This window comes from Bacillus sp. FDAARGOS_1420 (genome assembly GCF_019344915.1).
Taxonomy (GTDB): Bacteria; Bacillota; Bacilli; order Bacillales; family Bacillaceae_G; genus Bacillus_A; species Bacillus_A mycoides.
The window spans coordinates 2,848,664-2,873,302 of record NZ_JAHWJB010000002.1 but is presented as its reverse complement, the minus strand read 5'-3'; the positions used below and the strand labels follow the sequence as shown (position 1 = coordinate 2,873,302).

General features: G+C 36.5%; 22 protein-coding genes and 1 riboswitch. All 22 genes read left to right on the top strand.

Going from position 1 to position 24,639, the window contains the following annotated elements:
* Positions 1–134 precede the first annotated feature (134 nt).
* The 22 genes from I6L50_RS24850 (at position 135) to I6L50_RS24740 (ending at position 24,624) form a co-directional block, all read left to right on the top strand.
* Complete coding sequence (locus I6L50_RS24850; protein ID WP_113936806.1) at positions 135–1,034, top strand: polysaccharide deacetylase family protein; 900 nt, start codon at positions 135–137, stop codon at positions 1,032–1,034.
* Between the two features lie 86 nt (positions 1,035–1,120).
* Positions 1,121–2,362, top strand: coding sequence for a M16 family metallopeptidase (locus I6L50_RS24845; protein WP_113936807.1), 1,242 nt, complete (start codon positions 1,121–1,123; stop codon positions 2,360–2,362).
* Between the two features lie 135 nt (positions 2,363–2,497).
* Positions 2,498–2,746 (top strand): YlmC/YmxH family sporulation protein, encoded by a 249-nt coding sequence (locus I6L50_RS24840; RefSeq protein WP_002014571.1) that lies wholly within the window; start codon positions 2,498–2,500, stop codon positions 2,744–2,746.
* A gap of 172 nt (positions 2,747–2,918) precedes the next feature.
* On the top strand, positions 2,919–3,821 hold the full coding sequence (gene dpaA, locus I6L50_RS24835; protein ID WP_002128797.1) for a dipicolinic acid synthetase subunit A: 903 nt from the start codon (positions 2,919–2,921) through the stop codon (positions 3,819–3,821).
* Positions 3,818–4,417 (top strand): dipicolinate synthase subunit B, encoded by a 600-nt coding sequence (gene dpaB / locus I6L50_RS24830; RefSeq protein ID WP_002111357.1) that lies wholly within the window; start codon positions 3,818–3,820, stop codon positions 4,415–4,417. Before dpaA ends, dpaB begins: the two co-directional genes overlap by 4 nt.
* Before the next feature lie 149 nt (positions 4,418–4,566).
* On the top strand, positions 4,567–5,613 hold the full coding sequence (gene asd, locus I6L50_RS24825; protein WP_002014577.1) for an aspartate-semialdehyde dehydrogenase: 1,047 nt from the start codon (positions 4,567–4,569) through the stop codon (positions 5,611–5,613).
* Between the two features lie 23 nt (positions 5,614–5,636).
* On the top strand, positions 5,637–6,869 hold the full coding sequence (gene dapG, locus I6L50_RS24820; RefSeq protein WP_002137918.1) for an aspartate kinase: 1,233 nt from the start codon (positions 5,637–5,639) through the stop codon (positions 6,867–6,869).
* An 11-nt stretch (positions 6,870–6,880) separates the two neighbouring features.
* Entirely contained in the window at positions 6,881–7,759 is an 879-nt protein-coding gene (gene dapA, locus I6L50_RS24815) for a 4-hydroxy-tetrahydrodipicolinate synthase (RefSeq protein WP_002014579.1), read from the top strand.
* Between the two features lie 608 nt (positions 7,760–8,367).
* Positions 8,368–10,038, top strand: coding sequence for a ribonuclease J (locus I6L50_RS24810; RefSeq protein ID WP_002014581.1), 1,671 nt, complete (start codon positions 8,368–8,370; stop codon positions 10,036–10,038).
* Between the two features lie 102 nt (positions 10,039–10,140).
* Positions 10,141–10,890 (top strand): translocation-enhancing protein TepA, encoded by a 750-nt coding sequence (gene tepA / locus I6L50_RS24805; RefSeq protein WP_002014582.1) that lies wholly within the window; start codon positions 10,141–10,143, stop codon positions 10,888–10,890.
* Positions 10,887–11,090, top strand: a complete 204-nt coding sequence (locus I6L50_RS24800; protein WP_002088064.1) for a YlzJ-like family protein — start codon at positions 10,887–10,889, stop codon at positions 11,088–11,090. Before tepA ends, I6L50_RS24800 begins: the two co-directional genes overlap by 4 nt.
* A 214-nt stretch (positions 11,091–11,304) precedes the next feature.
* Positions 11,305–13,689 carry a DNA translocase FtsK gene (locus tag I6L50_RS24795; protein WP_002014584.1) on the top strand — a complete coding sequence of 795 codons (2,385 nt, stop codon included), beginning with the start codon at positions 11,305–11,307 and terminating at the stop codon, positions 13,687–13,689.
* A gap of 202 nt (positions 13,690–13,891) precedes the next feature.
* Positions 13,892–13,993: riboswitch (purine riboswitch) on the top strand.
* A 233-nt stretch (positions 13,994–14,226) separates the two neighbouring features.
* Positions 14,227–14,952, top strand: a complete 726-nt coding sequence (locus tag I6L50_RS24785; protein ID WP_002088063.1) for a GntR family transcriptional regulator — start codon at positions 14,227–14,229, stop codon at positions 14,950–14,952.
* A 90-nt stretch (positions 14,953–15,042) separates the two neighbouring features.
* Entirely contained in the window at positions 15,043–16,119 is a 1,077-nt protein-coding gene (locus tag I6L50_RS24780; RefSeq protein WP_002066754.1) for a BMP family lipoprotein, read from the top strand.
* Positions 16,120–16,227: 108 nt separating this feature from the next.
* Positions 16,228–17,760 carry an ABC transporter ATP-binding protein gene (locus I6L50_RS24775; RefSeq protein WP_002066755.1) on the top strand — a complete coding sequence of 511 codons (1,533 nt, stop codon included), beginning with the start codon at positions 16,228–16,230 and terminating at the stop codon, positions 17,758–17,760.
* Complete coding sequence (locus tag I6L50_RS24770; RefSeq protein WP_002088061.1) at positions 17,753–18,811, top strand: ABC transporter permease; 1,059 nt, start codon at positions 17,753–17,755, stop codon at positions 18,809–18,811. The genes I6L50_RS24775 and I6L50_RS24770 overlap by 8 nt, the downstream gene beginning before the upstream one ends.
* The gene (locus tag I6L50_RS24765) at positions 18,812–19,771 is read left to right on the top strand and encodes an ABC transporter permease (RefSeq protein ID WP_219303407.1); all 960 of its coding nucleotides are present in this window, start codon (positions 18,812–18,814) and stop codon (positions 19,769–19,771) included.
* Between the two features lie 210 nt (positions 19,772–19,981).
* Positions 19,982–21,256, top strand: coding sequence for an EF-P 5-aminopentanol modification-associated protein YfmF (yfmF, locus tag I6L50_RS24760; protein WP_219303406.1), 1,275 nt, complete (start codon positions 19,982–19,984; stop codon positions 21,254–21,256).
* Complete coding sequence (yfmH, locus tag I6L50_RS24755; protein WP_002014592.1) at positions 21,257–22,543, top strand: EF-P 5-aminopentanol modification-associated protein YfmH; 1,287 nt, start codon at positions 21,257–21,259, stop codon at positions 22,541–22,543.
* 117 nt (positions 22,544–22,660) lie between these two features.
* A complete protein-coding gene (gene ymfI / locus I6L50_RS24750) occupies positions 22,661–23,374 on the top strand; it encodes an elongation factor P 5-aminopentanone reductase (protein WP_113936842.1) in 714 nt (237 codons plus the stop codon).
* Between the two features lie 76 nt (positions 23,375–23,450).
* Positions 23,451–23,699, top strand: a complete 249-nt coding sequence (locus I6L50_RS24745) for a DUF3243 domain-containing protein (protein WP_000114449.1) — start codon at positions 23,451–23,453, stop codon at positions 23,697–23,699.
* A gap of 139 nt (positions 23,700–23,838) precedes the next feature.
* Positions 23,839–24,624: a DUF3388 domain-containing protein gene (locus tag I6L50_RS24740; protein WP_000574107.1), complete on the top strand. Its 786-nt coding sequence runs from the start codon at positions 23,839–23,841 to the stop codon at positions 24,622–24,624.
* Positions 24,625–24,639: the final 15 nt, after the last annotated feature.

Genomic DNA, 24,639 nt, shown 5'->3' with positions numbered 1-24,639 from the left:
CTTTTTTTGTTATGTAAAAAATGTGATTCATTTAGATTTTTATGTGAGTATAGGTATAGTTTTCATCATAACGCTCAAATTAACAAAGATAAGAAGAAAATGGTTTCTTTTTTATAGTTAATGGGAGGGTTTATATGAAAGCTCGTATATTAGCGTACATATTTATATTTTCTTTATATATGGGTTGTGGCTCTTATTCCGTTTTTGCGCAGGATAACTTGCATGAAGAGATTCAAAAGCATGTAAAACAGTATGAGATTATGCCGCAAAATGCGATGATTGATAAGATTTGGAAGGCGACGCCTGGGTATAATGGAAAACAAGTGGATATAGAAGCGTCCTATAATAATATGAAGAAAATCAAGAAGTTTGATCAAAAACAACTTGAATTTAAGGAAGTATCACCGAGTGTTCACTTAGAAGATTTACCACCGGCTCCCATTTATCGAGGACATCCACATAAAAAGATGGTGGGATTAACAATTAATGTGGCCTGGGGTAATGAGTATTTGCCACGTATATTAGAGATATTGAAAAAACATGATGTGAAGGCGACTTTCTTTTTAGAAGGACGCTGGGTGAAAGAAAACTTACGATTTGCCAAAATGATTGTCGATGCAAATCAAGAAGTAGGAAATCATTCTTACACACACCCTAATATGAAAACGCTGTCTACAGATGAAATACGAGATCAATTACAAAAAACGAATCGAATGATAGAAGCAGCTACAAATCAGAAAGTGAGATGGTTTGCTCCGCCAAGTGGAAGCTTTCGGGATGAGGTAGTAAAAATAGCGGATGATTTCCAAATGGGGACGATTATGTGGACTGTAGATACAATTGATTGGAAGCGGCCAGAACCGGGTGTGCTATTGCAGAGAGTAATGCGAAAAATACATCCAGGTGCTATTGTGCTAATGCATCCTACTTCATCTACAACAGAAGCGCTAGATACTATGATTAAAAATTTGAAGGAACAAGGATATAAAGTGGGGAATATTACAGAATTACTAGATGAAAAACGTGTGGATTAAATACATTTGCATGACATTCATCTCTAAACTTGTTATCATTAAATAATAGCAATTATTTAGAGAAACTGGCATTAGGAGGAAAGTTTTTGATTAAAAAATATACGTGTAAAAATGGTGTAAGAATTGTTATGGAGAATATACCAACTGTACGCTCGGTTGCGATTGGTATATGGATCCACGCAGGTTCAAGAAATGAAAATGAAAAAAATAATGGGGTTTCGCACTTTTTGGAACATATGTTCTTTAAAGGGACAGAAACGCGAAGTGCAAGAGAGATTGCAGAATCATTTGATAGCATTGGTGGACAAGTAAATGCTTTTACTTCAAAAGAATATACATGTTACTATGCGAAAGTGCTAGATGAGCATGCTAAATATGCATTAGATGTTTTAGCAGATATGTTCTTTAATTCAACATTTGATGAGGAAGAACTGAAAAAAGAGAAGAATGTTGTATTTGAAGAAATAAAAATGTACGAAGATGCGCCAGATGATATTGTGCATGATATGTTAACGAAAGCGACATATGAAACGCATCCGCTTGGATATCCTATTTTAGGAACAGAAGAAACGCTTGAAACATTTACAGGTGATACGTTACGTCAATATATGAAAGATCATTACACACCTGAAAATGTTGTTGTATCAATTGCAGGGAATATTGATGAAGCATTTTTACAAACTGTAGAGCAATATTTCGGTAGTTACGAAGGGACAACAAATCGTGAACAAGTACATAGCCCAATTTTCCATTTCAATAAAGTAGCACGTAAGAAGGAAACAGAACAAGCTCATTTATGTTTAGGATATAAAGGCTTGCAAATGGGACACGAAGATATTTATAACTTAATTGTATTAAATAATGTTTTAGGCGGTAGTATGAGTAGCCGTTTATTCCAAGAAGTACGTGAGCAACGTGGGTTAGCGTACTCAGTATTTTCTTACCATTCTTCTTATGAAGATACAGGTATGTTAACACTTTACGGTGGAACAGGTAGTAAACAATTAGATACACTGTATGAAACAATGCAAGAAACGTTAAATACGTTGAAAAATACAGGTATTACAGAAAAAGAGCTTGTTAACAGTAAAGAACAATTAAAAGGAAACTTAATGTTAAGTTTAGAAAGTACGAATAGTCGTATGAGCCGTAATGGTAAAAACGAATTGCTTCTTCGTAAACATCGTTCTCTTGATGAGATTATTGAAAGTGTAAACACTGTAACAAAGCAAAATGTAGACGAGTTAATTCGCAATATGTTTACCGATGAATTCTCTGCGGCACTTATTAGTCCGGATGGAAAACTGCCAAAAGGAATGAAACTTTAATCGATCTTGTAATTCATTCGCTTTCGGAAATAACCGTATCTCTTTTATATGAGATACGGTTATTTTTTTTATATATGCAGAATAGGTACTTATTATAGGATAACCTTCATAAAAAGTAGGATAGGGGGAGATTTAATGCGTTTAAGTGAATTAAGTGGCAAAGAGATTGTGGATTTAGAAAGAGCAGAAAAAATGGGAGTTTTAGGTCATGCAGATTTAGAAATTGATGAGAGAGATGGAAAAATACAAGCGCTTATTATACCTGCTGGGAAATGGGGAGGTTTTAAAAGAGAACAGCAAGAAGTGAGAGTAGAATGGAGCAAAATAAAGAAGGTTGGAAATGATATGATACTTTGCGATCTTACGAACCATTCAAGATCATAGTGAAAGATGACCATTTTGGTTGTCTTTTTTTTATCTTTATATAAAGAAAATAAATCACGTGTGCTTTTTGTTTTTCAATCACCTCAAACGCGTACATTACATATGATGTGGAGGAAAAAGAAAAAGTAGGCATTTTTCTTATAAATGAAAGAAAAAGAAGGTGAATTAGGGAATGTTGACTGAGATGCATATTGCTGTCATAGGAGGAGATGCACGGCAGCTAGAAGTAATTCGCAAGCTAGTCGAACTGGACGCGAAACTTTCATTAATAGGGTTTGAACAGTTAGATCATGGCTTCACAGGGGCAGCAAAGGAAAGTATACAAGATTTAAATTTCACTTCTTTAGATGCGATTATTTTGCCGGTTGCAGGGACGAATGCCAGAGGAGAAGTAGATACTATTTTTTCAAATGAAAAAGTTTCCATAACGAAAGAACAAATTGAAAAGACGCCAGAAAACTTCACTATATATTCAGGTATTGGTACACCTTACTTGGAAAATCTCGTAGCTACTACAAATCGCAAACTTGTAAAATTATTTGATCGTGATGATGTTGCAATCTATAACTCTATTCCGACCGTAGAAGGTACACTAATGATGGTTATTCAACATACTGATTACACAATTCATGGATCGAATGTAATGGTTTTAGGATTTGGTAGAACTGGTATGAGTGTTGCAAGAGCCTTTCAATCATTAGGAGCACATGTCAAAGTTGGAGCGAGACGTTCGGAACATATTGCTCGTATTACAGAAATGATGTTTTCTCCTTTTCATATGCAAGACATAGAGAAAGAAGTAGGTAATATCGATATTGTTATTAATACAATTCCACATCTCGTTGTGACAGCGAATGTTATTTCAAAAATGCCAGCTCATACGCTAGTTATTGATTTAGCTTCTAAGCCAGGTGGCACGGACTTTCGCTATGCGGAGAAGCGTGGAGTGAAGGCACTATTAGCACCTGGTCTTCCTGGGATTGTTGCACCGAAAACAGCAGGACAAATATTAGCGAATGTTCTTTCTCAGTTATTAATAGCAGATGCAATCGCAAAGGAGGATGATGAGAAATGAGTTTGAAGGGAAAACGAATTGGTTTCGGATTTACAGGCTCACATTGTACGTATGAAGAAGTTATGCCACATTTAGAGAAGTTAATTGCAGAAGGTGCAGAAGTACGTCCCGTTGTTTCTTATACTGTCCAATCAACAAATACTAGATTTGGCGAAGGGGAAGAATGGATTAAAAAGATCGAAGAAATAACCGGTTTTAAGGCAATTAATTCAATTGTTGGCGCAGAGCCACTAGGACCGAAAATTCCACTAGATTGCATGGTGATTGCACCACTAACAGGGAATTCGATGAGTAAATTTGCAAATGCAATGACAGACTCTCCAGTATTAATGGCAGCAAAAGCGACGCTTAGAAATGGGAAGCCTGTCGTGTTAGCTGTTTCGACGAATGATGCTTTAGGGCTTAATGGAGTAAATCTAATGCGCCTAATGGCTACAAAAGACATCTACTTTGTACCATTTGGCCAAGATGCACCAGAGAAAAAACCGAACTCAATGGTAGCTCGTATGGAGTTACTTGAAGATACAGTATTGGAAGCGCTACAAGGAAAACAATTACAACCTGTTGTTGTAGAAAAATTCAGATATATGAATTAAAAAACGAAAAAAACGTACAATTTTTGTTGAAACCATCATTCTTACTGTAGAATATGATAAAATTAACGTTATTAAGATTAGAGGGGGCATTGTAAGCTCCTTCTAATTCTAAGTTATAGAAGGATTGGTATCTAGAAAGGGGCATAGTGATGGAAAAGCAAAAAACTTTTCATGTCGCTGTAGTTGGAGCAACCGGCGCAGTTGGTGAACAAATGTTAAATACTTTAGAGAAACGAGAATTTCCAATTGGGAAGTTAACGTTACTTTCATCTAAACGATCTGCAGGTAAGAAACTTGTATTTAAAGGCGAAGAATTTACAGTTCAAGAGGCAACTCCTGAAAGTTTTGAAGGAGTAGATATTGCACTATTTAGTGCAGGTGGATCTGTATCGAAACAATTAGCGCCAGAAGCAGCAAAGCGCGGTGCAATTGTTGTTGATAATACAAGTGCATTCCGTATGACAGAAAACGTGCCACTTGTTGTACCTGAAGTAAATGAAAATGATTTAAAAGAACATAATGGTATTATTGCAAATCCAAACTGTTCTACAATTCAAATGGTAGTAGCTCTTGAACCAGTTCGCCAGCAATATGGTTTAAAACGAGTAATCGTTTCCACATATCAAGCTGTATCAGGTGCTGGTGCGGCAGCTATTGAAGAACTTCATGAACAATCACAAGCAATCTTAAATGGCGAAGAAGTAAAGGCGAATGTTTTACCTGTATCAGGTGACGAAAAGCATTTCCAAATCGCTTTTAATGCTATTCCACAGATTGATAAATTCCAAGATAATGGATTTACATTCGAAGAAATGAAAATGATTAATGAAACGAAAAAAATTATGCATATGCCTGAATTAGAAGTAGCTGCGACATGTGTACGTTTACCAGTTGTATCGGGTCATTCCGAGTCTGTGTACATTGAAGTAGATAAAGAAGGCGTAACAGTAGAAGAAATGAAAAACTTACTTGCAAATGCAGAAGGTATTGTACTGCAAGATAATCCAGCAGAGCAGTTATATCCAATGCCAGCTACTGCAGTAGGTAAAAATGAAGTATTCGTTGGAAGAATCCGTAAAGATTTAAATAATGATAAAGGATTCCACCTTTGGGTCGTATCTGATAACTTATTAAAAGGCGCTGCATGGAATTCTGTTCAAATTGCAGAGCGCTTAGTAAAATTACAATTAGTGTAAACGGCTAAGAGAAGGTGCAAAATATGAAAATTATTGTTCAAAAATTTGGTGGTACATCAGTACGTGATGACAATGGGCGCAAGCATGCGCTTCACCATATAAAAAAATCGTTAGCTGCTGGTTATAAAGTAGTTACTGTCGTATCAGCAATGGGCCGTAAAGGTGAACCGTATGCAACTGATACGTTATTAAGTCTTGTAAATCAAGAGGAATCTAATATTTCTAAACGTGAGCAAGATTTATTATTATCATGCGGAGAATTAATCTCAGCAATTGTTTTCTCTAACATGTTGAATGAGAATGGTATAAAAGCAGCAGCATTAAATGGTGCGCAAGCTGGTTTTGTAACGAATAATGACTTTACGAATGCTAAGATTATTGAAATGAATTGCGATCGTATACATGAAGAGTTACAAAATGTAGATGTTATCGTCGTGACTGGATTCCAAGGTCAAACGAAAAATGGAGATACGACAACACTTGGACGCGGAGGTAGTGATACCTCAGCTTCAGCATTAGGTGTTGCGCTTCATGCTGAATATATCGATATCTTCACAGATGTTGAAGGTGTTATGACTGCGGATCCTCGTATCGTAAAAGATGCACGTCATCTTCAAACTGTAACATATAATGAGATTTGTAACATGGCTTATCAGGGTGCGAAGGTTGTTCATCCGCGTGCGGTTGAAATTGCGATGCATGCAAAAGTACCACTTCGTGTACGTTCTACGTATTCGGATAGTGAAGGTACGCTTATTGCGGCATATGATGGTGCTACAAAAGGGCAGGATGTAGAAGAACGTCCTGTTACAGGGATTGCCCATGTGTCAAACGTAACGCAAATTAAAGTGCTTGCAAAAGAAACTGCATATGATTTACAACAACACGTGTTTAAAGAAATGGCTAATGAAGGAATTAGTGTGGACTTAATTAACATTTCTCCTACCGGTGTAGCTTACACAGTAAAGGATAGTGTATCAGCGCGTGCAGTTGAGGTTTTAAAGCAACTTGGATATGATCCAGTTGTGACAGAGCATTGTGCGAAGGTTTCTATCGTTGGTGCTGGAATGGCAGGTATTCCAGGGGTTACAGCGAAAATTGTCACAGCTTTAGCGGAAAAAGGTATTCAAATTCTGCAATCAGCAGATAGTCATACGACAATTTGGGTTCTTGTAAAAGAAGCCGATTTAGTGGAGGCTGTGAATGCATTACATAGTGCATTTGAGCTTTCAAAAGAAAAGCAACTGGAACAATAAGGAGTGAGATCATGATAGATTTTGGGACAATTGCAACCGCGATGGTAACACCGTTTGATAAAAATGGTAATATCGATTTTGCAAAGACAACGAAATTGGTAAATTATTTAATTGATAACGGTACAACAGCAATCGTGGTAGGAGGGACGACTGGAGAATCTCCTACATTAACATCAGAAGAAAAAGTAGCGTTATATCGCCATGTCGTATCTGTTGTCGATAAAAGGGTGCCCGTCATCGCTGGAACAGGTAGCAATAATACGCATGCTTCTGTTGATTTAACAAAAAAGGCAACTGAAGTTGGTGTTGATGCAGTTATGCTAGTGGCACCGTATTATAATAAACCGAGTCAAGAAGGGATGTACCAGCACTTTAAAACAATCGCTGAAAGCACTCCGCTTCCGGTAATGCTATATAATGTTCCAGGACGATCTATTGTACAAATCTCCGTTGATACAGTTGTTCGTTTATCAGAAATCGAAAACATTGTTGCGATTAAAGATGCAGGCGGCGATGTATTAACAATGACAGAAATCATTGAAAAAACAGCGGACGACTTTGCAGTATACAGCGGTGATGATGGTTTAACATTACCAGCTATGGCAATTGGAGCAAAAGGTATTGTTTCTGTAGCATCTCATGTTATCGGGAATGAAATGCAAGAAATGATTGCTGCATTCCAAGCTGGAGAGTTCAAAAAAGCGCAGAAATTACATCAATTACTAGTAAAAGTAACGGATGCACTATTTATGGCGCCGAGCCCAACACCAGTAAAAACAGCATTACAAATGGTGGGATTAGATGTAGGTTCTGTACGTTTGCCACTTCTTCCATTAACGGAAGAAGAAAGAATAACGTTACAATCCGTAATGCAATCTATTCCTCGTTAATAAAAATGACCTAGTGTGAAACTAGGTCATTTTTATTTTGACTAACTATATGTAAGTGATGAAAATTAGCTATAGTTAATAGGCTGTAATAAGAAGGGGATGGCAGGGGGGAGAATTAGTAAGAAACTGATTACAGAGATAAGGTTTTTTTAGTGAATATCGTTTCATGTTTATGTAAAGAATTTACATGAATATTTTTCCATCAAACTCTTATTACGTAGGGAAAATAGTAAAACCGATATGAATTTTGCCCTCTTAAATTATAATCTCATTTTAGTGTCTTCTCTTGTCTTTCGCATAATTTAACTTGTGTTCTATTTCTTGTATCAGTTATAATATGGCTAAGTAGCTTAGTACGGGTATGCTTAGCAAAATTGGTAAAAATTACGATTTAATGAAATTTTCATATCATATCGAATAAGATATTTGATTTATATAATGAAAGAGAGGTGAAACCTGGTTTAAAAAATTAACAAGGACATGATATCGCATAACGGTAAGGACATTCGTCTTGGACGGTGAATATATGGTGGTTGTAGAGTTTCCCCTGGTGTCTCTGCAATTTTAGTGAAATCAGTGTTTGCAAGATTTTTAAACCAGGCAACAACATGAAGAGAAAAGAGAATGAGTCTGTTAAAGTATTTGCTCTTGGCGGAGTAGGTGAAATCGGTAAAAACATGTACTGTGTTGAAATTGATTCTGAAATCTTTATTGTAGATGCAGGATTGATGTTCCCGGGAGATGAAATGTTTGGGATTGATATTGTTATTCCTGACATTACATATTTAGTAGAAAATCAAGAGCGAGTAAAAGGACTATTTATTACCCATGGTCATGAAGATCATATTGGTGGAATTGTTTATGTGCTTCGTAAATTATCTATTCCAGTATATGCGACGAAATTAACGGTAGGACTTATACAAGAAAAGCTTGGCGAAGCAGGAATGTTAGGCCGTGTAGACTTAAAAACAATTGACTCGAATTCAACAGTAGAGTTTAATTCAACAAATGTGTCATTCTTCGGAACGACACATAGTATTCCGGATTCTGTGGGTGTTTGTTTCCATACATCAAAAGGTGCTGTAGTATATACAGGAGACTTTAAATTTGATCAAACTCCAATCGGAAATAGTGGAGCAGATCTTGGGAAAATGGCGCAAATTGGAAATGAAGGCGTACTTTGCTTGTTATCTGATAGTACAAACGCTGAACGTCCTGGTTATACAGGTTCGGAAAAAGAAGTTGGTATAGAGATTTCTAAAGTATTCTATAGTTCAGAAGGGCGTATTATTGTTGCTTCATTTGCCTCCAATGTACATCGTATTCAACAAGTGTTTGATGCAGCTGCTGAAACTGGAAGGAAAGTAGCGGTAGTAGGACGTAGCATGGTGAAAGTGGTAGATATTGCAAGACGTCTTGGTTATTTAGATGTTCCAGAAGGTATGGTTATTTCATTACAAGAAATAGACAATTTCCCGGAAAAAAAGGTAGCTATCTTAACGACTGGTAGTCAAGGGGAACCGATGGCAGCCCTTTCTAGAATGGCGAAGCAAGCTCATAAACAAATTTCAATTCGTAAAGGTGATACTGTTATTATTGCAGCTTCTCCAATTCCAGGGAATGAAGTATCTGTATCAAAAATTATTGACTTGTTATTTAGATCTGGTGCTGAGGTTATTTATTACGGCGAAAGAAAAGTTCACGTTTCAGGTCATGGTAGCCAAGAAGAATTAAAGCTGATGATAAATTTAATGAAGCCGAAGTATTTTGTACCCGTACATGGTGAGTTCCGTATGCAAAAAGCACATGCGTATTTAGCGGAAGATGTAGGTATTGCGAGAGAGAATATCTTTATCGTAGAAAAAGGCGATGTAATTGCTTTTGGTGACGATGAAGCAAAATTAGCTGGTAAAGTGCAAGCTGGTAATGTTTTAATTGATGGATTAGGTGTAGGTGACGTCGGTAACATCGTTCTTCGAGATAGAAAGATGTTATCTCAAGATGGAATTTTAGTTGTTGTTGTAACACTAGGTAAGGATGAAAAGAAAATAATCTCTGGTCCAGAAATTATTTCACGCGGCTTTGTATATGTTCGTGAATCAGAAGCATTAATCGAACGATCCACAGATATTGTACGTATGATTGTTGAACAATCAATTAAAGAATATACAATTGAATGGTCTATGTTGAAACAAAATATTCGTGAATTATTAGGGCAGTTCTTGTACGAAGAAACGAAGAGAAAGCCAATGATTTTACCGATTATTATGGAAGTATAAAGAAGGTCACCTTTACAGGTGATCTTTTTCTTTTTTAACCCTATCGAATGAAATTCATAACTTAAGAAATAATAGTTATATACGAGTGAAAGGGGATGCGATATGACAGAACGTGATCGTTATACAAATGAAGAAAAAGAAGCTGAGCCGAAAGAAGTTCCAAAAGAGGCTTCTATAGTGGAGAAAATTCAGCAACTTGGACAGACAAATGTACCACAAATGAATGAATCGCGTATTCATTGCTTAACAATTGTTGGGCAGGTGGAAGGTCATATTCAGTTGCCACCACAAAATAAAACAACAAAATATGAACACATCATTCCGCAAATTGTCGCGATTGAACAAAATCCAAAAATTGAAGGCTTACTGTTAATATTAAATACAGTTGGGGGTGACGTTGAAGCTGGATTAGCGATTTCTGAAATGGTGGCTTCGCTTTCAAAGCCAACTGTATCTCTTGTTTTAGGAGGAGGGCATTCAATCGGTGTACCGATTGCGGTCTCAACTGATTATTCATTTATTGCCGAAACAGCGACGATGACAATTCATCCGATTCGTTTAACAGGTCTTGTTATAGGTGTGCCACAAACATTTGAGTATTTGGATAAAATGCAAGAAAGAGTCATTCGATTTGTGACAAAGCATTCGAAAGTAACGGAAGATCGTTTTAAAGAGCTTATGTTTGCAAAAGGGAATTTGACGCGAGATATTGGGACGAATGTAATAGGTGGAGATGCAGTGAAGTATGGTCTTATAGATGGTGTCGGTGGTATTGGTAGCGCACTTCGAAAATTAAACGAATTAATTGATGAACGCAAGGATAATAGTACAGAAGGGACAATGCTACAATGATTTTATATACAATTATGCCAGAGCAACTTGTGTATCCGGCCGATTATTCACAATGCGAAAGCCAAAAAGTTGTGAATATAAATGGCGTGGAATTAGTGGTTTCTGAGGAGGATAATCAATGTTACTCTATTGTACGTGTATTAAGTACGAATCCGTCTCACTACCTAGAGTTTGAGCCTGGACAGAAAATTACCTTTTAGCAAAAAGAAGGATTTTGTTTAGGAGCTATGGTATAATATAAAAAACAAGACGGTTGAGCAGCCATGAGTAGGCTGCTTTCTTCTGTTTATTTAACATTTTACAAGAAGTGTAAAAATAGAAGATATAAAGACCTGAAAAATAGAGAGAAAGACATGTAAGTAGAGCTTTTTTATAAGAAAGTTGTACTTAATTTTTAGAACACGAGGTGAAGAAATGGCAAAACAAAAGCAAAGAGGGACGAAGGCTAAGGCAAGACGTACGATAAAGCCAACTTTGTATTATGAAATCGTCGGGTTGACTCTTTTTGCACTTTCGATTATTACGATTTTACAGCTAGGTGTTGTAGGGAAATCGTTTGTGTTATTTTTTCGCTTCTTCTTTGGTGAGTGGTACATAATTGGTGTGTTAGGTGTAATAGCTTTATCTGTTGCGTTTGTAATAAAGCGGGGATGGCCCAACCTTTTAAATAAACGGCTAATAGGTGTTTATTTAATTGTACTAGCAATATTAATGTTTAGTCATATTACATTATTTAACCTGCTTACGAAAGATGGAGCTGTACAAAATACTTCTGTAATTGTTAGTACAAAAGATTACTTCTTCCTTGAAATGAAAAAGGGCCCGGATAGTGTTCATTTAGGTGGTGGTATGTTCGGTGCATTGATGTTCGCAACGTGCTACTTCTTATTTGACGAAGTAGGGGCATATATCATTGGAATTATTTTAGTTATTCTTGGAATACTTTGTATAACAAATAAACATATTGGAGAAGTACTTGCTCCGGTAGGGAGAATTCTTAGAAGTCAGTTTCAAGTAATGCAAGGGGATTATAAAGATTGGAAATCTCAAAGGGTCGCCGAGCAAACTGAAAAGAAAAAAACAACAAGAAGCAAGAGGCGTGAACGTGTTGCTGAACAAGAAGAAGCTATTGAGCCAGTAGAAGAAATAGAAATTGGTCCACCAATTATTTCGAATTTTACTGAGAATTATCCAGTACGTGAAGAGACGGAAAAGCAGATAGAAGAAAATGATTTAATCACTCCTCCGTTTATTGAAGAGGCAGTTCCGCCTGCGCCAGAAGAACAACCTCACAAGAAACGAGGAGAAAAAATCGTTGAATCGCTAGAAGGTGAAACGAAAGCACCTCCTATGCAATTTTCTAATGTGGAAAATAAAGATTATAAGCTTCCTTCGCTTGATATATTAAAGTTTCCCCAAAATAAGCAAGTTACAAATGAAAATGCGGAAATTTATGAAAATGCTCGTAAATTGGAACGTACATTCCAAAGTTTTGGTGTGAAAGCGAAAGTAACAAAAGTACATAGAGGTCCTGCAGTTACGAAATATGAAGTGTATCCTGATATGGGAGTAAAGGTAAGTAAAATTGTTAGTTTAAGTGATGATTTAGCGCTTGCTTTAGCAGCGAAAGACATTCGTATTGAAGCACCTATTCCCGGGAAATCAGCTGTAGGGATTGAGGTTCCGAATTCAGAAGTTTCTATGGTAACGCTGAGAGAAGTTCTTGATTCAAAGGCGAATAACCACCCAGAAGAGAAGTTATTAATCGGTCTTGGACGTGATGTTACAGGAGAGGCTGTATTGGCACGTTTAAATAAAATGCCCCATTTATTAGTAGCTGGTGCGACTGGTAGTGGAAAGAGTGTATGTATTAATGGAATTATTGTAAGTATTTTAATGCGTGCAAAACCGCATGAAGTAAAATTAATGATGATTGATCCGAAAATGGTAGAGTTAAATGTATATAACGGTGTTCCGCACTTATTAACACCAGTCGTAACTGATCCGAAAAAAGCATCACAGGCTTTGAAGAAAGTTGTGAGTGAAATGGAGCGTCGTTATGAATTATTCGCGCATAGCGGTACGCGTAACATTGAAGGATATAATGATTATATTAAAGAACATAATAGCCAATCGGAAGCGAAACAACCTGAATTACCATATATTGTAGTAATTGTGGACGAGTTAGCTGATTTAATGATGGTTGCTTCTTCGGATGTAGAAGATGCGATTATGCGTTTAGCACAAATGGCACGTGCTGCTGGTATTCATTTAATTATTGCGACTCAGCGCCCGTCAGTTGATGTTATCACAGGTGTTATTAAAGCGAATATTCCATCGCGTATTGCATTTGCTGTATCTTCCCAAATAGATTCTCGAACGATTCTTGACGGTGGTGGTGCAGAAAAGTTGCTAGGTCGTGGAGATATGTTATTCATACCAATTGGTGCATCGAAACCTGTTCGTGTACAAGGGGCGTTTTTATCAGATGATGAAGTTGAGAGAGTCGTAGAATCTGTTATTGCGCAGCAAAAAGCGCAATATCAAGAGGATATGATTCCACAAGATGTTCCTGAAACAAAGCAGGAAGTAGAAGATGAATTATATGATGAAGCGGTTCAGCTTGTAGTAGAAATGCAAACAGCATCTGTTTCTATGTTACAACGTAGATTTAGAGTAGGATATACGCGAGCAGCTCGTCTAATTGATGCCATGGAAATGAATGGTGTAGTAGGTCCTTATGAAGGTAGTAAACCAAGGGGAGTACTCATTAAAGATGTACAAGAAAAAAGTTCTTAAAAAAAGCCTAATTGTTTTACAATTAGGCTTTTTTATATGCTGTTTTTGTTATATACTATATTCAACAGAAAAGAAAGCGCTTACATAATAGGGAGCTCTTTAGAATACGAATGCTTATCGTTTTGGTTTTCGAAACGTTCGATATTTAATGTAGAAAAATGTTGAATTCTGTTGACACATATGGGAGCAAGTGGTAAGATTACTTCGAAAAGAATCACTGCCTCATATAATCTTGGAGATAAGGTCCATAAGTTTCTACCTGGCAACCATGAATTGCTAGACTATGAGGGGAAAAGTGTGTAACAAAGGATGTAAGGAATCTTTGTGCCGAACTTTTTCTCTATATGAGAAATGTTTATGGTACAAAGTTTTTTTTATGGAATAAAGTGTGAAAATTTCATCTTGAAAAATTATTAATATTTATTCGATAATTACGCTTATTTTTAGTATTTAGTAATTTATACTATGTTGTAAGTTGAAAAAAGAGAGAAGAAGTCTTACATCAGAGGTCGAATAATTGAAATGCGGGGGAGTCTTATGTCAGTAAAATCCGATAGTCGTCACCTATATTTGCGGGTGATTGATCACATCAAAGGAAAAATTAAAGATGGGGCTTACAAAGAAAAACAAAAGTTACCTTCAGAGTTTGATCTAGCGAAAGAACTTGGTGTAAGTAGGGCAACTTTAAGGGAAGCACTACGTATTTTAGAAGAAGAAAATGTTGTTATTCGTAGACATGGTGTAGGGACATTTGTAAATGCGAAGCCGTTATTTTCTTCTGGAATAGAGCAACTTTCTAGTATTACAGATATGATTTCTAGTGTGGGGAAAACACCAGGAACAATCTTTTTATCATCATCTACAACAACTTTAACAGAAGAAGAAAAAGAGAAATTTAATTGTGAAGATGCTTTTAGCGCAGTAATGATTGAACGTGTTCGTACAGCGGATGGGGAACCAGTTGTATATTGCATTGATAAACTGGCAAAAGAGATATTACCAGATTTATCGGGATACAATGAGGAATCGCTGCTTACAGTAATACATAATAATACGCACAAGCGTATCACATACGCAGTTGCTCACATTGAACCGATTGGTTATCACCCGAAAATTTCACCGATTTTAGAATGTGAACCTGAAACGGCACTGCTAGTTTTAAAACAAATGCACTATGATCAAAATGATGAGCCAATCTTATATTCTATTAATTACTTTAGAGCTGATAAGTTTAGCTTCCACGTATTAAGAAAACGTATGTAGGGAAGTTCCTTTTTAGGGAGGTGACAGCAAGAAGTAAGGGACAGCAGCGTATGAATCATTAGACAAAACATTTCAGGAGGGGTTTCTAGTATGAAGAAAAAAACAGGTCTTTTATTATCGTTAACGTTAGCAGCAAGTACAGTGTTAGGTGCATGTGGTAACTCGGATAAAGCGGATAGTGACAAAAAAGGGGATAAAGAGTTTAAGGTTGGTATGGTTACAGATGTTGGGGGCGTTGATGACAAATCATTTAACCAATCAGCTTGGGAAGGTTTAACGAAATTTGGTAAAGACAACGATTTAAAGAAAAATGAAGGATATCGTTACCTTCAATCAAGTAAAGATGCTGATTACATTCCAAATTTAACGAAATTTGCGAAAGATAATTATAACACAACATTTGGTATTGGATACTTAATGGAGAAATCAATTGAAAAGGTGGCTGAACAGTATCCAAAAGAGCAATTTGCGATTGTAGATACAGTTGTAAAGAAGCCGAATGTAACAAGTATTACATTTAAAGACCATGAAGGTTCATTCCTAGTTGGAGCTGTAGCAGCGATGACAACAAAATCAAATAAAGTTGGTTTTGTTGGTGGTGTGAAGAGCCCGTTAATTACAAAATTCGAATCAGGTTTTAAAGCTGGTGCAAAAGCAGTAAATCCAAATATCGAAATTGTATCACAATATGCTGATGCATTTGATAAGCCAGAAAAAGGATCTGTATTAGCTTCAGCAATGTACGGTCAAGGCGTTGACGTAATTTACCATGCTTCAGGTGCAACTGGTAACGGTGTATTCACAGAAGCGAAAAACCGTAAGAAAAAAGGTGAAAATGTTTGGGTAATCGGTGTTGACCGTGACCAAAATCAAGAAGGCATGCCTGAAAACGTAACTTTAACTTCAATGGTAAAACGTGTTGATGTTGCAGTAGCAAAAGTAGCGCAAGAAGCGAAAGATGGTAAGTTAAAAGGCGGTAAAGTAGAAGAGTTCGGCTTAAAAGATGATGGCGTTGGTATTGCGAAAACAACTGATAATGTGAAAAAAGTAAACCCAGAAATTTTAACAAAAATAGAAGAGTTTGAGAAGAAAATCACTGCTGGTGAAATTAAAGTACCTGCGACTGATGATGAATATAAAGCATACGAAGCTGCTCTAAAGAAATAATGATAGAGCAATAGCAAAGGTTAGTTCTTAGAACTAACCTTTGCATATATAAAAATACTTTTAATAGAGTGTAATTAGGGAGTGTTCCCTGCTAGAAGGAGGAACAAAATGGAATACGTAATTGAGATGAACAATATTACAAAAGTATTCCCAGGCATTGTAGCGAATGATGATATTACGCTGCAAGTAAAACAGGGAGAGATACACGCTTTACTTGGAGAAAATGGTGCAGGGAAATCAACGTTGATGAATGTACTGTTCGGTTTGTATCAACCAGAACAGGGCGAAATTAAAATTAAAGGAAACCCTGTAAAAATTACAAATCCGAATATTGCAAATGACCTTGGAATTGGGATGGTCCATCAGCACTTTATGCTTGTTCATAATTTTACAGTTACAGAGAATATCATTCTTGGAAATGAGCCGAAAAGAAAAGGGAAAATAGCTGTTGAAGAGGCTGCAAAAGAAATTAAACAATTATCTGAACAGTACGGTTTAGCTGTTGATCCAAATGCAAAGATTGAAGATATTTCGGTTGGGATGCAGCAAAGGGTTGAAATATTAAAGACGCTTTATCGTGGTGCGGAGATTTTAATATTCGATGAACCGACTGCAGTGTTAACTCCTCAAGAAATTCATGAGTTGATTCAAATTATGAAAAAGCTTGTGCAAGAAGGGAAATCTATCATTCTTATTACACATAAATTAAAAGAAATTATGGAAGTTTGCGATCGTTGCACAATTATTCGTAAAGGTAAAGGAATTGGTACAGTTGACGTTGCGGAAATGGATGAACATAAACTTGCAGAATTAATGGTCGGACGTCAAGTGAATTTTAAAACAGAAAAAATAGGGGCCAAACCGAAAGAGGAGGTTCTGTCTGTTGCGAATCTTGTCGTTCATGATGCACGCCAATTACCTGCTGTAAAAGGCCTTGACTTAACTGTTCGTGCAGGAGAAATCGTTGGTATTGCAGGGATTGATGGAAATGGTCAAAGTGAATTAATAGAGGCGATTACTGGTTTACGAAAAGTTGAGTCAGGTTCTATTGCAATTAAAGGAAAAGAAATAACGAATTGGCCTGTTCGAAGAATTACAGAGGAAGGAATAGGTCATATTCCAGAAGACCGTCATAAACACGGGCTAGTTCTTGATTTTTCTGTTAAAGACAATATAGTTTTGCAAACATACTATAAAAATCCATTTTCAAAGAAGGGGATTTTAAACTTTAGCAAAATCACAGAGAAAGCAAAGGCGCTTATTGAACAGTTTGATGTACGTACACCTAGTGAACAAACATTAGCGCGTGCTCTATCAGGTGGAAATCAGCAGAAAGCTATCATTGCACGTGAAGTAGATCGTAATCCAGATTTATTAATTGCAGCACAACCAACACGTGGTTTAGATGTAGGTGCAATTGAATTTATTCATAAAAAATTAATCGAGCAGAGAGATAACGGGAAAGCGGTATTACTTCTATCGTTAGAACTGGATGAAATTTTAAATGTAAGTGATCGAGTTGCTGTTATATATGAAGGGAAAATTGTAGCAATTGTCGATGCGAAAGAAACAAATGAACAACAGCTTGGTTTGTTGATGGCTGGCGGAACGGAGAAAGAGAAGGTGAATACAAATGGCTAAAAAATTTTTAACGGAGCGAACAATTAACATTTTAGTTCCTGTATTATCCGTTATTTTTGGTTTACTTGTTGGTGCCATTGTAATGTTAGTTAGTGGATATGATCCAATTGTTGGGTATGCAGCGCTTTGGGAAGGAATGGTTGGAAATCCGCAGGCTATCGGTGAGACGCTACGTACGATGATTCCACTCGTGTTAGCTGGTCTGTCTGTTGCATTTGCGTTTCGTACAGGTCTCTTTAACATTGGGGTAGAAGGACAATTATTAGTTGGATGGCTTGCCGCTGTCTGGTTTGGATATGCAGTATCGTTACCAGCATTTTTGCATATTCCGTTATCTATTTTAGTAGCCGCGATTGCCGGTGGTTTATGGGGATTTATACCTGGATATTTAAAAGGAAAGCTTAAAGTAAATGAAGTAATTGTCACAATTATGATGAACTACATTGCACTTTATGTTACGTATGATCTTATTAAACGTTTTATACATGAAGGTAATGAGAAATCTTATGATGTACAAGCGAGTGCTTCATTAGCTTCTGATTGGCTATCTTCATTGACAGATGGATCTCGTTTGCACTGGGGAATTGTTGTAGCTATTTTAATTGCTATTGTAATGTGGTTCGTATTAGATAGAACTACGTTAGGATATGAGTTAAAATCGGTTGGTTTTAACCAAAATGCATCGCAATATGCAGGAATGAAAGTCTCTCGTAATGTTGTATTATCAATGACAATTGCTGGCGCTTTTGCTGGAATTGGTGGGGCAATGGAAGGTCTAGGAACATTCCAAAGTATGACGGCAATGACATCGTTTACTGGTATTGGATTCGATGGGATTGCGGTAGCTCTTCTTGGAGGAAATAATCCGTTTGGTATATTATTATCGGCTTTACTGTTCGGTGGTTTGAAAAGTGCAGCCCCGCAAATGAATTTTGAAGCAGATGTACCTTCTGAGTTAATTAATGTTATTATCGCATGTATTATTTTCTTTGTTGCTTGCAGTTATGTTTTACGCTGGGCACTTACACGCATGAGCAAGGAGGGGAAATAAATGAGCTTTATAGATATTTTAGCCATTCTTGTGACTGGTACGTTATATACGGCAGCGCCACTTATTTTTACGGCGTTAGGTGGAGTGTTCAGTGAACGTTCTGGGGTTGTAAATATAGCCTTAGAAGGTTTAATGTTATTTGGTGCATTTACTGGTATCGTTACAACGTTATTAATGGGTGATACGTGGGGAGCAATGACTCCTTGGATTGCACTATTATTTGCAGCTATTGGTAGTGGATTATTTGCACTTCTTCACGCAGTAGCGTCCATTACATTCCGCGCGGATCAAGTAGTAAGCGGGGTAGCGATTAACTTTTTGGCGCTCGGTTTAACAGTATTTGCGATTAAGAAAATCTTTGGTAAAGGACAGACTGATTTTATTCAATACCGAATTGAAAAAATCGATGTTCCAGGACTTTCGGATATTCCGGTAATCGGGAAAATCTTTTTCTCAAATGTACCGTTAACATCGTATATTGCCATTATTTTAGCATTTGTTGTTTGGTACGTTATTTATAAAACACCGTTCGGTCTTCGTCTTCGTGCTGTTGGTGAACATCCAATGGCAGCAGATACGATGGGAATTAATGTATATAAAATGCGTTATATTGCAGTTTGTATATCTGGAATGTTTGCAGGAGTGGGTGGTGCGGTCTTCGCAATGTCGATTTCTGGTAACTTCTCAGGTGCTACAATTACTGGACAAGGTTTCTTGGCACTAGCAGCTATGATCTTTGGTAAATGGAATCCACTTGGTGCTCTTGGAGCAGCGCTGTTCTTCGGATTTGCTCAATCACTTGGGATAACAGGTGGTACAATTCCTATATTAAAAGAAATTCCAAGTGTATTCTTAACGATATTACCGTATGTATTTACAATATTAGCACTCGTTGGTTTTGTAGGCCGATCTGAAGCTCCGAAAGCATTAGGAACGCCTTATGAAAAAGGAAAACGATGAGTATTTAGAAAGTATAAAAAAAGCTCGCACATTAGTGCGGGCTTTTTTACATAGAATATATTTAATACGGAATTTTACTATGTTCCTTACATATTAAAGTTTTTAGAAAGACTCAAATGTAAGCATAATAAGGAAGAAAAGTTGATTTTTTATTTCTAAAAACTGTATATTGAAGAGGAATATTCCTACATACGTAAAGGAGGGCTATTAATGAAACTAATGGAACAGCAACTGCATGAATTAGGTGGCTTGCGAGTACATATTATTCCGACTGATAAATTTAAAACAAATACCTTTGTATTTCGTTTTAAAGCACCTTTAAATGAGGAGACGGTGACAGAGCGTGCCCTATTGCCGTACGTATTGCAAAGTGCGACAGAAAAACTGCCTTCTGTAATTCGTCTTCGTCAATATTTAGAAGAATTATATGGATCTTCTTTAGCGGTAGATGTAAGTAAAAAAGGGGAAGACCATATCATCTCTATTTATGTAGACATTGCAAATGAAACATATTTACGCGATGCACCACCGTTATTTGAAAAAGCGCTTTCTATGTTATCTGATATTGTTTTACATCCAGCAACAGAAGGGGACGGTTTTCTATTTTCTATTGTAGAAAGTGAGAAACGAGCACTCTTGCAACGAATTGAAGCTACTTATGATGATAAAATGCGTTATGCAAACGAGCGTTTAATTGCAGAAATGTGCAAAGTAGAACCATATCGCTTAAGTGCAAATGGAAAAAAAGAAAGTGTTGCTTCTATTACAAATGAAAGTTTGTATCAATATTATCAAAAAGTGTTAGCTGAGGATGAAATGGATTTATATATCATTGGTGACATTTCAGAAGATGCTGTGGAGCTTGTAAATAAGTATTTTTCGATTTCACCTCGCGCTATGAAAGAGAGAAATGTACTTCTTCATAAACGAAATAATGAAGAAAAAGAAATTGTTGAAAAACAAGAACTAAAGCAAAGTAAATTAAATATCGGCTATCGCACATTCATTACGTATAAAGATGAAGATTATTTTGCATTACAATTGTTTAACGGATTATTTGGAGGGTTTTCTCATTCGAAGTTATTCGTAAATGTCCGTGAAAAAAATAGTTTAGCGTACTATGCAGCATCGAGATTTGAAAGTCATAAAGGTTTGCTCTTCGTTATGTCTGGAATTGAAGCGAAGAACTTTGAAAAAGCTGTTGAAATTATTAAAGAACAAATGAAAGCAATGCAAAACGGTGATTTTTCAGAGGAAGAGATTAAGCAAACGAAAAGTGTAATTCAAAATCAAATCTTAGAGGCAATTGATACACCACGTGGTTTTGTTGAAATGCTTTATCACGGGGTGATTTCAGAGCGTACGCGTCCAGTTGAAGAATGGCTAACGGGAATAGAAAGCGTGACGAAAGAAGAGATTGTGAAAGTTGCTAATAATATTGAACTAGATACAATTTACTTTTTACATGGAACGGAGGGAGAATAAATGGAGAAAATTGTGTATGAGCAATTAAAAGAGACGCTATATTATGAAAAACTTCCGAATGGATTAGACGTATATATCTTACCGAAACAAGGCTTCAACAAAACATTTGCAACATTTACGACGAAGTACGGTTCTGTTGATAATACATTTGTACCGCTTGGAAAAGAAGACATGACTCGTGTACCAGATGGAATTGCTCATTTCCTTGAGCATAAATTGTTTGAAAAAGAGGACCATGACGCGTTTCAATTGTTTAGTAAACAAGGTGCTTCAGCGAACGCTTTTACATCTTTTACAAGAACCGCTTATCTCTTTTCCTGTACATCAAATGTAGAGAGAAATTTAAATACGTTGTTAGACTTTGTACAAGAACCGTATTTCTCTGAAAAAACGGTTGAAAAAGAAAAAGGTATTATCGGTCAAGAAATTCAAATGTACCAAGATAACCCAGACTGGCGTTTATACTTTGGGTTAATCGATAGTTTGTTTGTGAAACATCCAATTAAAATTGATATTGCAGGGACGATTGAGTCTATTAGTAAAATTACAAAAGACCTACTGTATGAATGTTATGAGACTTTTTACCATCCGAGCAACATGTTATTATTTGTTGTTGGAGCGATTGATCCTGAAAAAACAATGGATTTAGTTCGTGAAAATCAAGCGAAAAAAGATTACGAAAATCAACCAGAAATCGTTCGCTCTTTTGAAGAGGAACCAGAAGAAGTAAATGAAAAGAAAAAGATTATTTCAATGCCTGTTCAAACTCCAAAATGTTTAGTTGGTATTAAGGCAACGAATTTAAAAGAAAAAGGGCAAGCTCTGTTAAAACAAGAAATTGCACTTACATTACTTTTAGATTATTTATTTGGAAAAGGGTCAGTTCATTACGAATCTTTATATAATGAAGGTCTTATTGATGATTCGTTCTCGTATGACTATACAGAAGAAAATAACTTTGGTTTTGCAATGGTTGGTGGAGATACGAAGCACCCTGATGAATTGGCAGAGCGATTAAAAGGTATTTTACTACAAACGAATTATGATCAGTTAGATGAGACTGCACTGGAACGGGTGAAGAAAAAGAAAATTGGCGGATTTTTACGATCGTTGAATTCACCTGAATATATTGCAAATCAGTTTACACGATATGCGTTTAATGAATCTAGTTTATTTGATGCTCTTACAGTGTTAGAAGGATTAACTGTTCAAGACTTACAACAAGCAGCAAAAACATTATTGATTGAAGAGAAAATGAGTGTCTGCCAAGTGTTACCAAAAAAATGAAGTAATATGTGAATAAAAAACGCAGTATCTATATCCCTCATCTAACGTTTGGTTATTGCCAAATGGTAAGATGAGGGTATTATTTATTTATACATAAAAAGATAAGAGAGGGAATTTATGAAAAAGTATGCATTAGTAACTGGAGGAAGCGGAGGGATTGGCTCTGCTATTTCGAAGCAGTTAATCGAGGATGGTTATACAGTCTATATTCATTACAATAAAAGCGAAGAGAAGATAAGGGGGTTACAAAAGGAGTTTGATGCAGTGATTCCTGTGCAAGCAAATTTAGCTTCTATCGATGGAGCAGAGAAATTGTGGGGACAAATCGAACATCCTATTGATGTTATTGTATACGCAGCTGGAAAGAGTATATTTGGATTAGTAACAGATGTTACTAATGAAGAATTAGATTATATGGTGGAGCTTCAAGTGAAGAGTGTATATAGACTTTTATCGATGGCGCTTCCACCGATGATCGGGCGGAGAAGGGGTAATGTTGTTGTTATTTCATCCATTTGGGGGCAAATAGGAGCGTCTTGTGAGGTGCTGTACTCAATGGTGAAAGGTGCACAAAATTCATATGTGAAGGCTTTAGCGAAAGAAGTTTCTCTAAGTGGATTGCGCGTTAATGCGGTAGCGCCAGGTGCAATCGAAACAGAAATGTTAAATGTATTTTCAGAAGATGATAAAAATGAAATTGCTGAAGATATTCCATTAGGTAGAATAGGACTACCCGAAGAGGTAGCAAAAACAGTCTCCTTCCTCGTTTCGCCAGGAGCTTCTTATATTACGGGGCAAATTATCGGAGTGAATGGCGGTTGGCATTGCTAAAAAATTCTTACATAAAAAACAAGAAATTGTACAAATTAAGCATGATTCTATTACTAAAATAGTGAGGTGCTTAAACATGTCAGTGTTAGATAATTTTGATCAGTGGAAGAGCTTTTTAGGAGAACGTTTAGAACAAGCGGGGGGAAAAGGGCTTGATGGTGGTGCCGTATCAGATATGGCATTTCGTGTTGGTGATTATTTAGCAAATGAAGTAGAAGCGCGCAACGATCAAGAAAAATTATTGTCTGAGCTTTGGAAAGTTGCTGATGAACAAGAGCAACATACAATTGCAAATTTAATGGTGAAGTTTGTACAACATAAGTAAAAGTAGAGAGGAGAAGCTCCTCTCTACTTTTTTTGTATAGTAATTAGGAGGAATAGATTATACATTTAGCTTCCCTATTAAGATGAAATCATATAATATAGTACGTAGGTGTAAAGTAAGCGTAGGGGAGTGATCTTGGATGATTGAATGGTATTTTGAATATGAAATACATAAAAACCGACCTGGCTTACTTGGTGACGTTTCTTCGTTAATCGGTATGCTTGGCATCAATATTGTCACAATTAATGGTGTAGATAATGCACGACGTGGACTTTTGCTTATGTGTGATAATCAAGAACAAATCTCTAGACTTGAATCAATTTTAAATACGATGGATAATATAACGGTAACGAAATATCGTCCGCCAAAGCTTAGAGATAAGCTAGCAGTTAGACATGGTAGGTACATACAACGAGATGCAGATGATAAGAAAACATTTCGATTTGTGCGTGATGAATTAGGATTGCTTGTAGACTTTATGGCGGAGATAATGAAAAAAGAAGGTCATAAATTAATTGGGATACGAGGAATGCCCCGTGTCGGAAAAACAGAATCTATTGTTGCCGCAAGTGTTTGTGCAAATAAGAGATGGTTATTCGTATCATCTACTCTCATTAAGCAAACTGTTCGTAGCCAATTGATTGAAGATGAGTATAGCGACGATAATATTTTCATACTAGATGGAATTGTGTCGACAAAGCGTGCAAATGAAAGACACTGGCAGCTCGTTCGTGAAATCATGAGATTGCCTGCAACGAAAGTTGTGGAACATCCGGATGTGTTTGTGAGTCAGTCAGAATACACATTGGATGATTTTGATTATATTATCGAATTGCGTAACGATTATGATGAAGAAATTCAATATAATTTAGTAGATGAAATTGAGCAAGGTACGCAAAACAATTTCTCTATGTTCGACTTTTAAAGAAATATTGAGGTG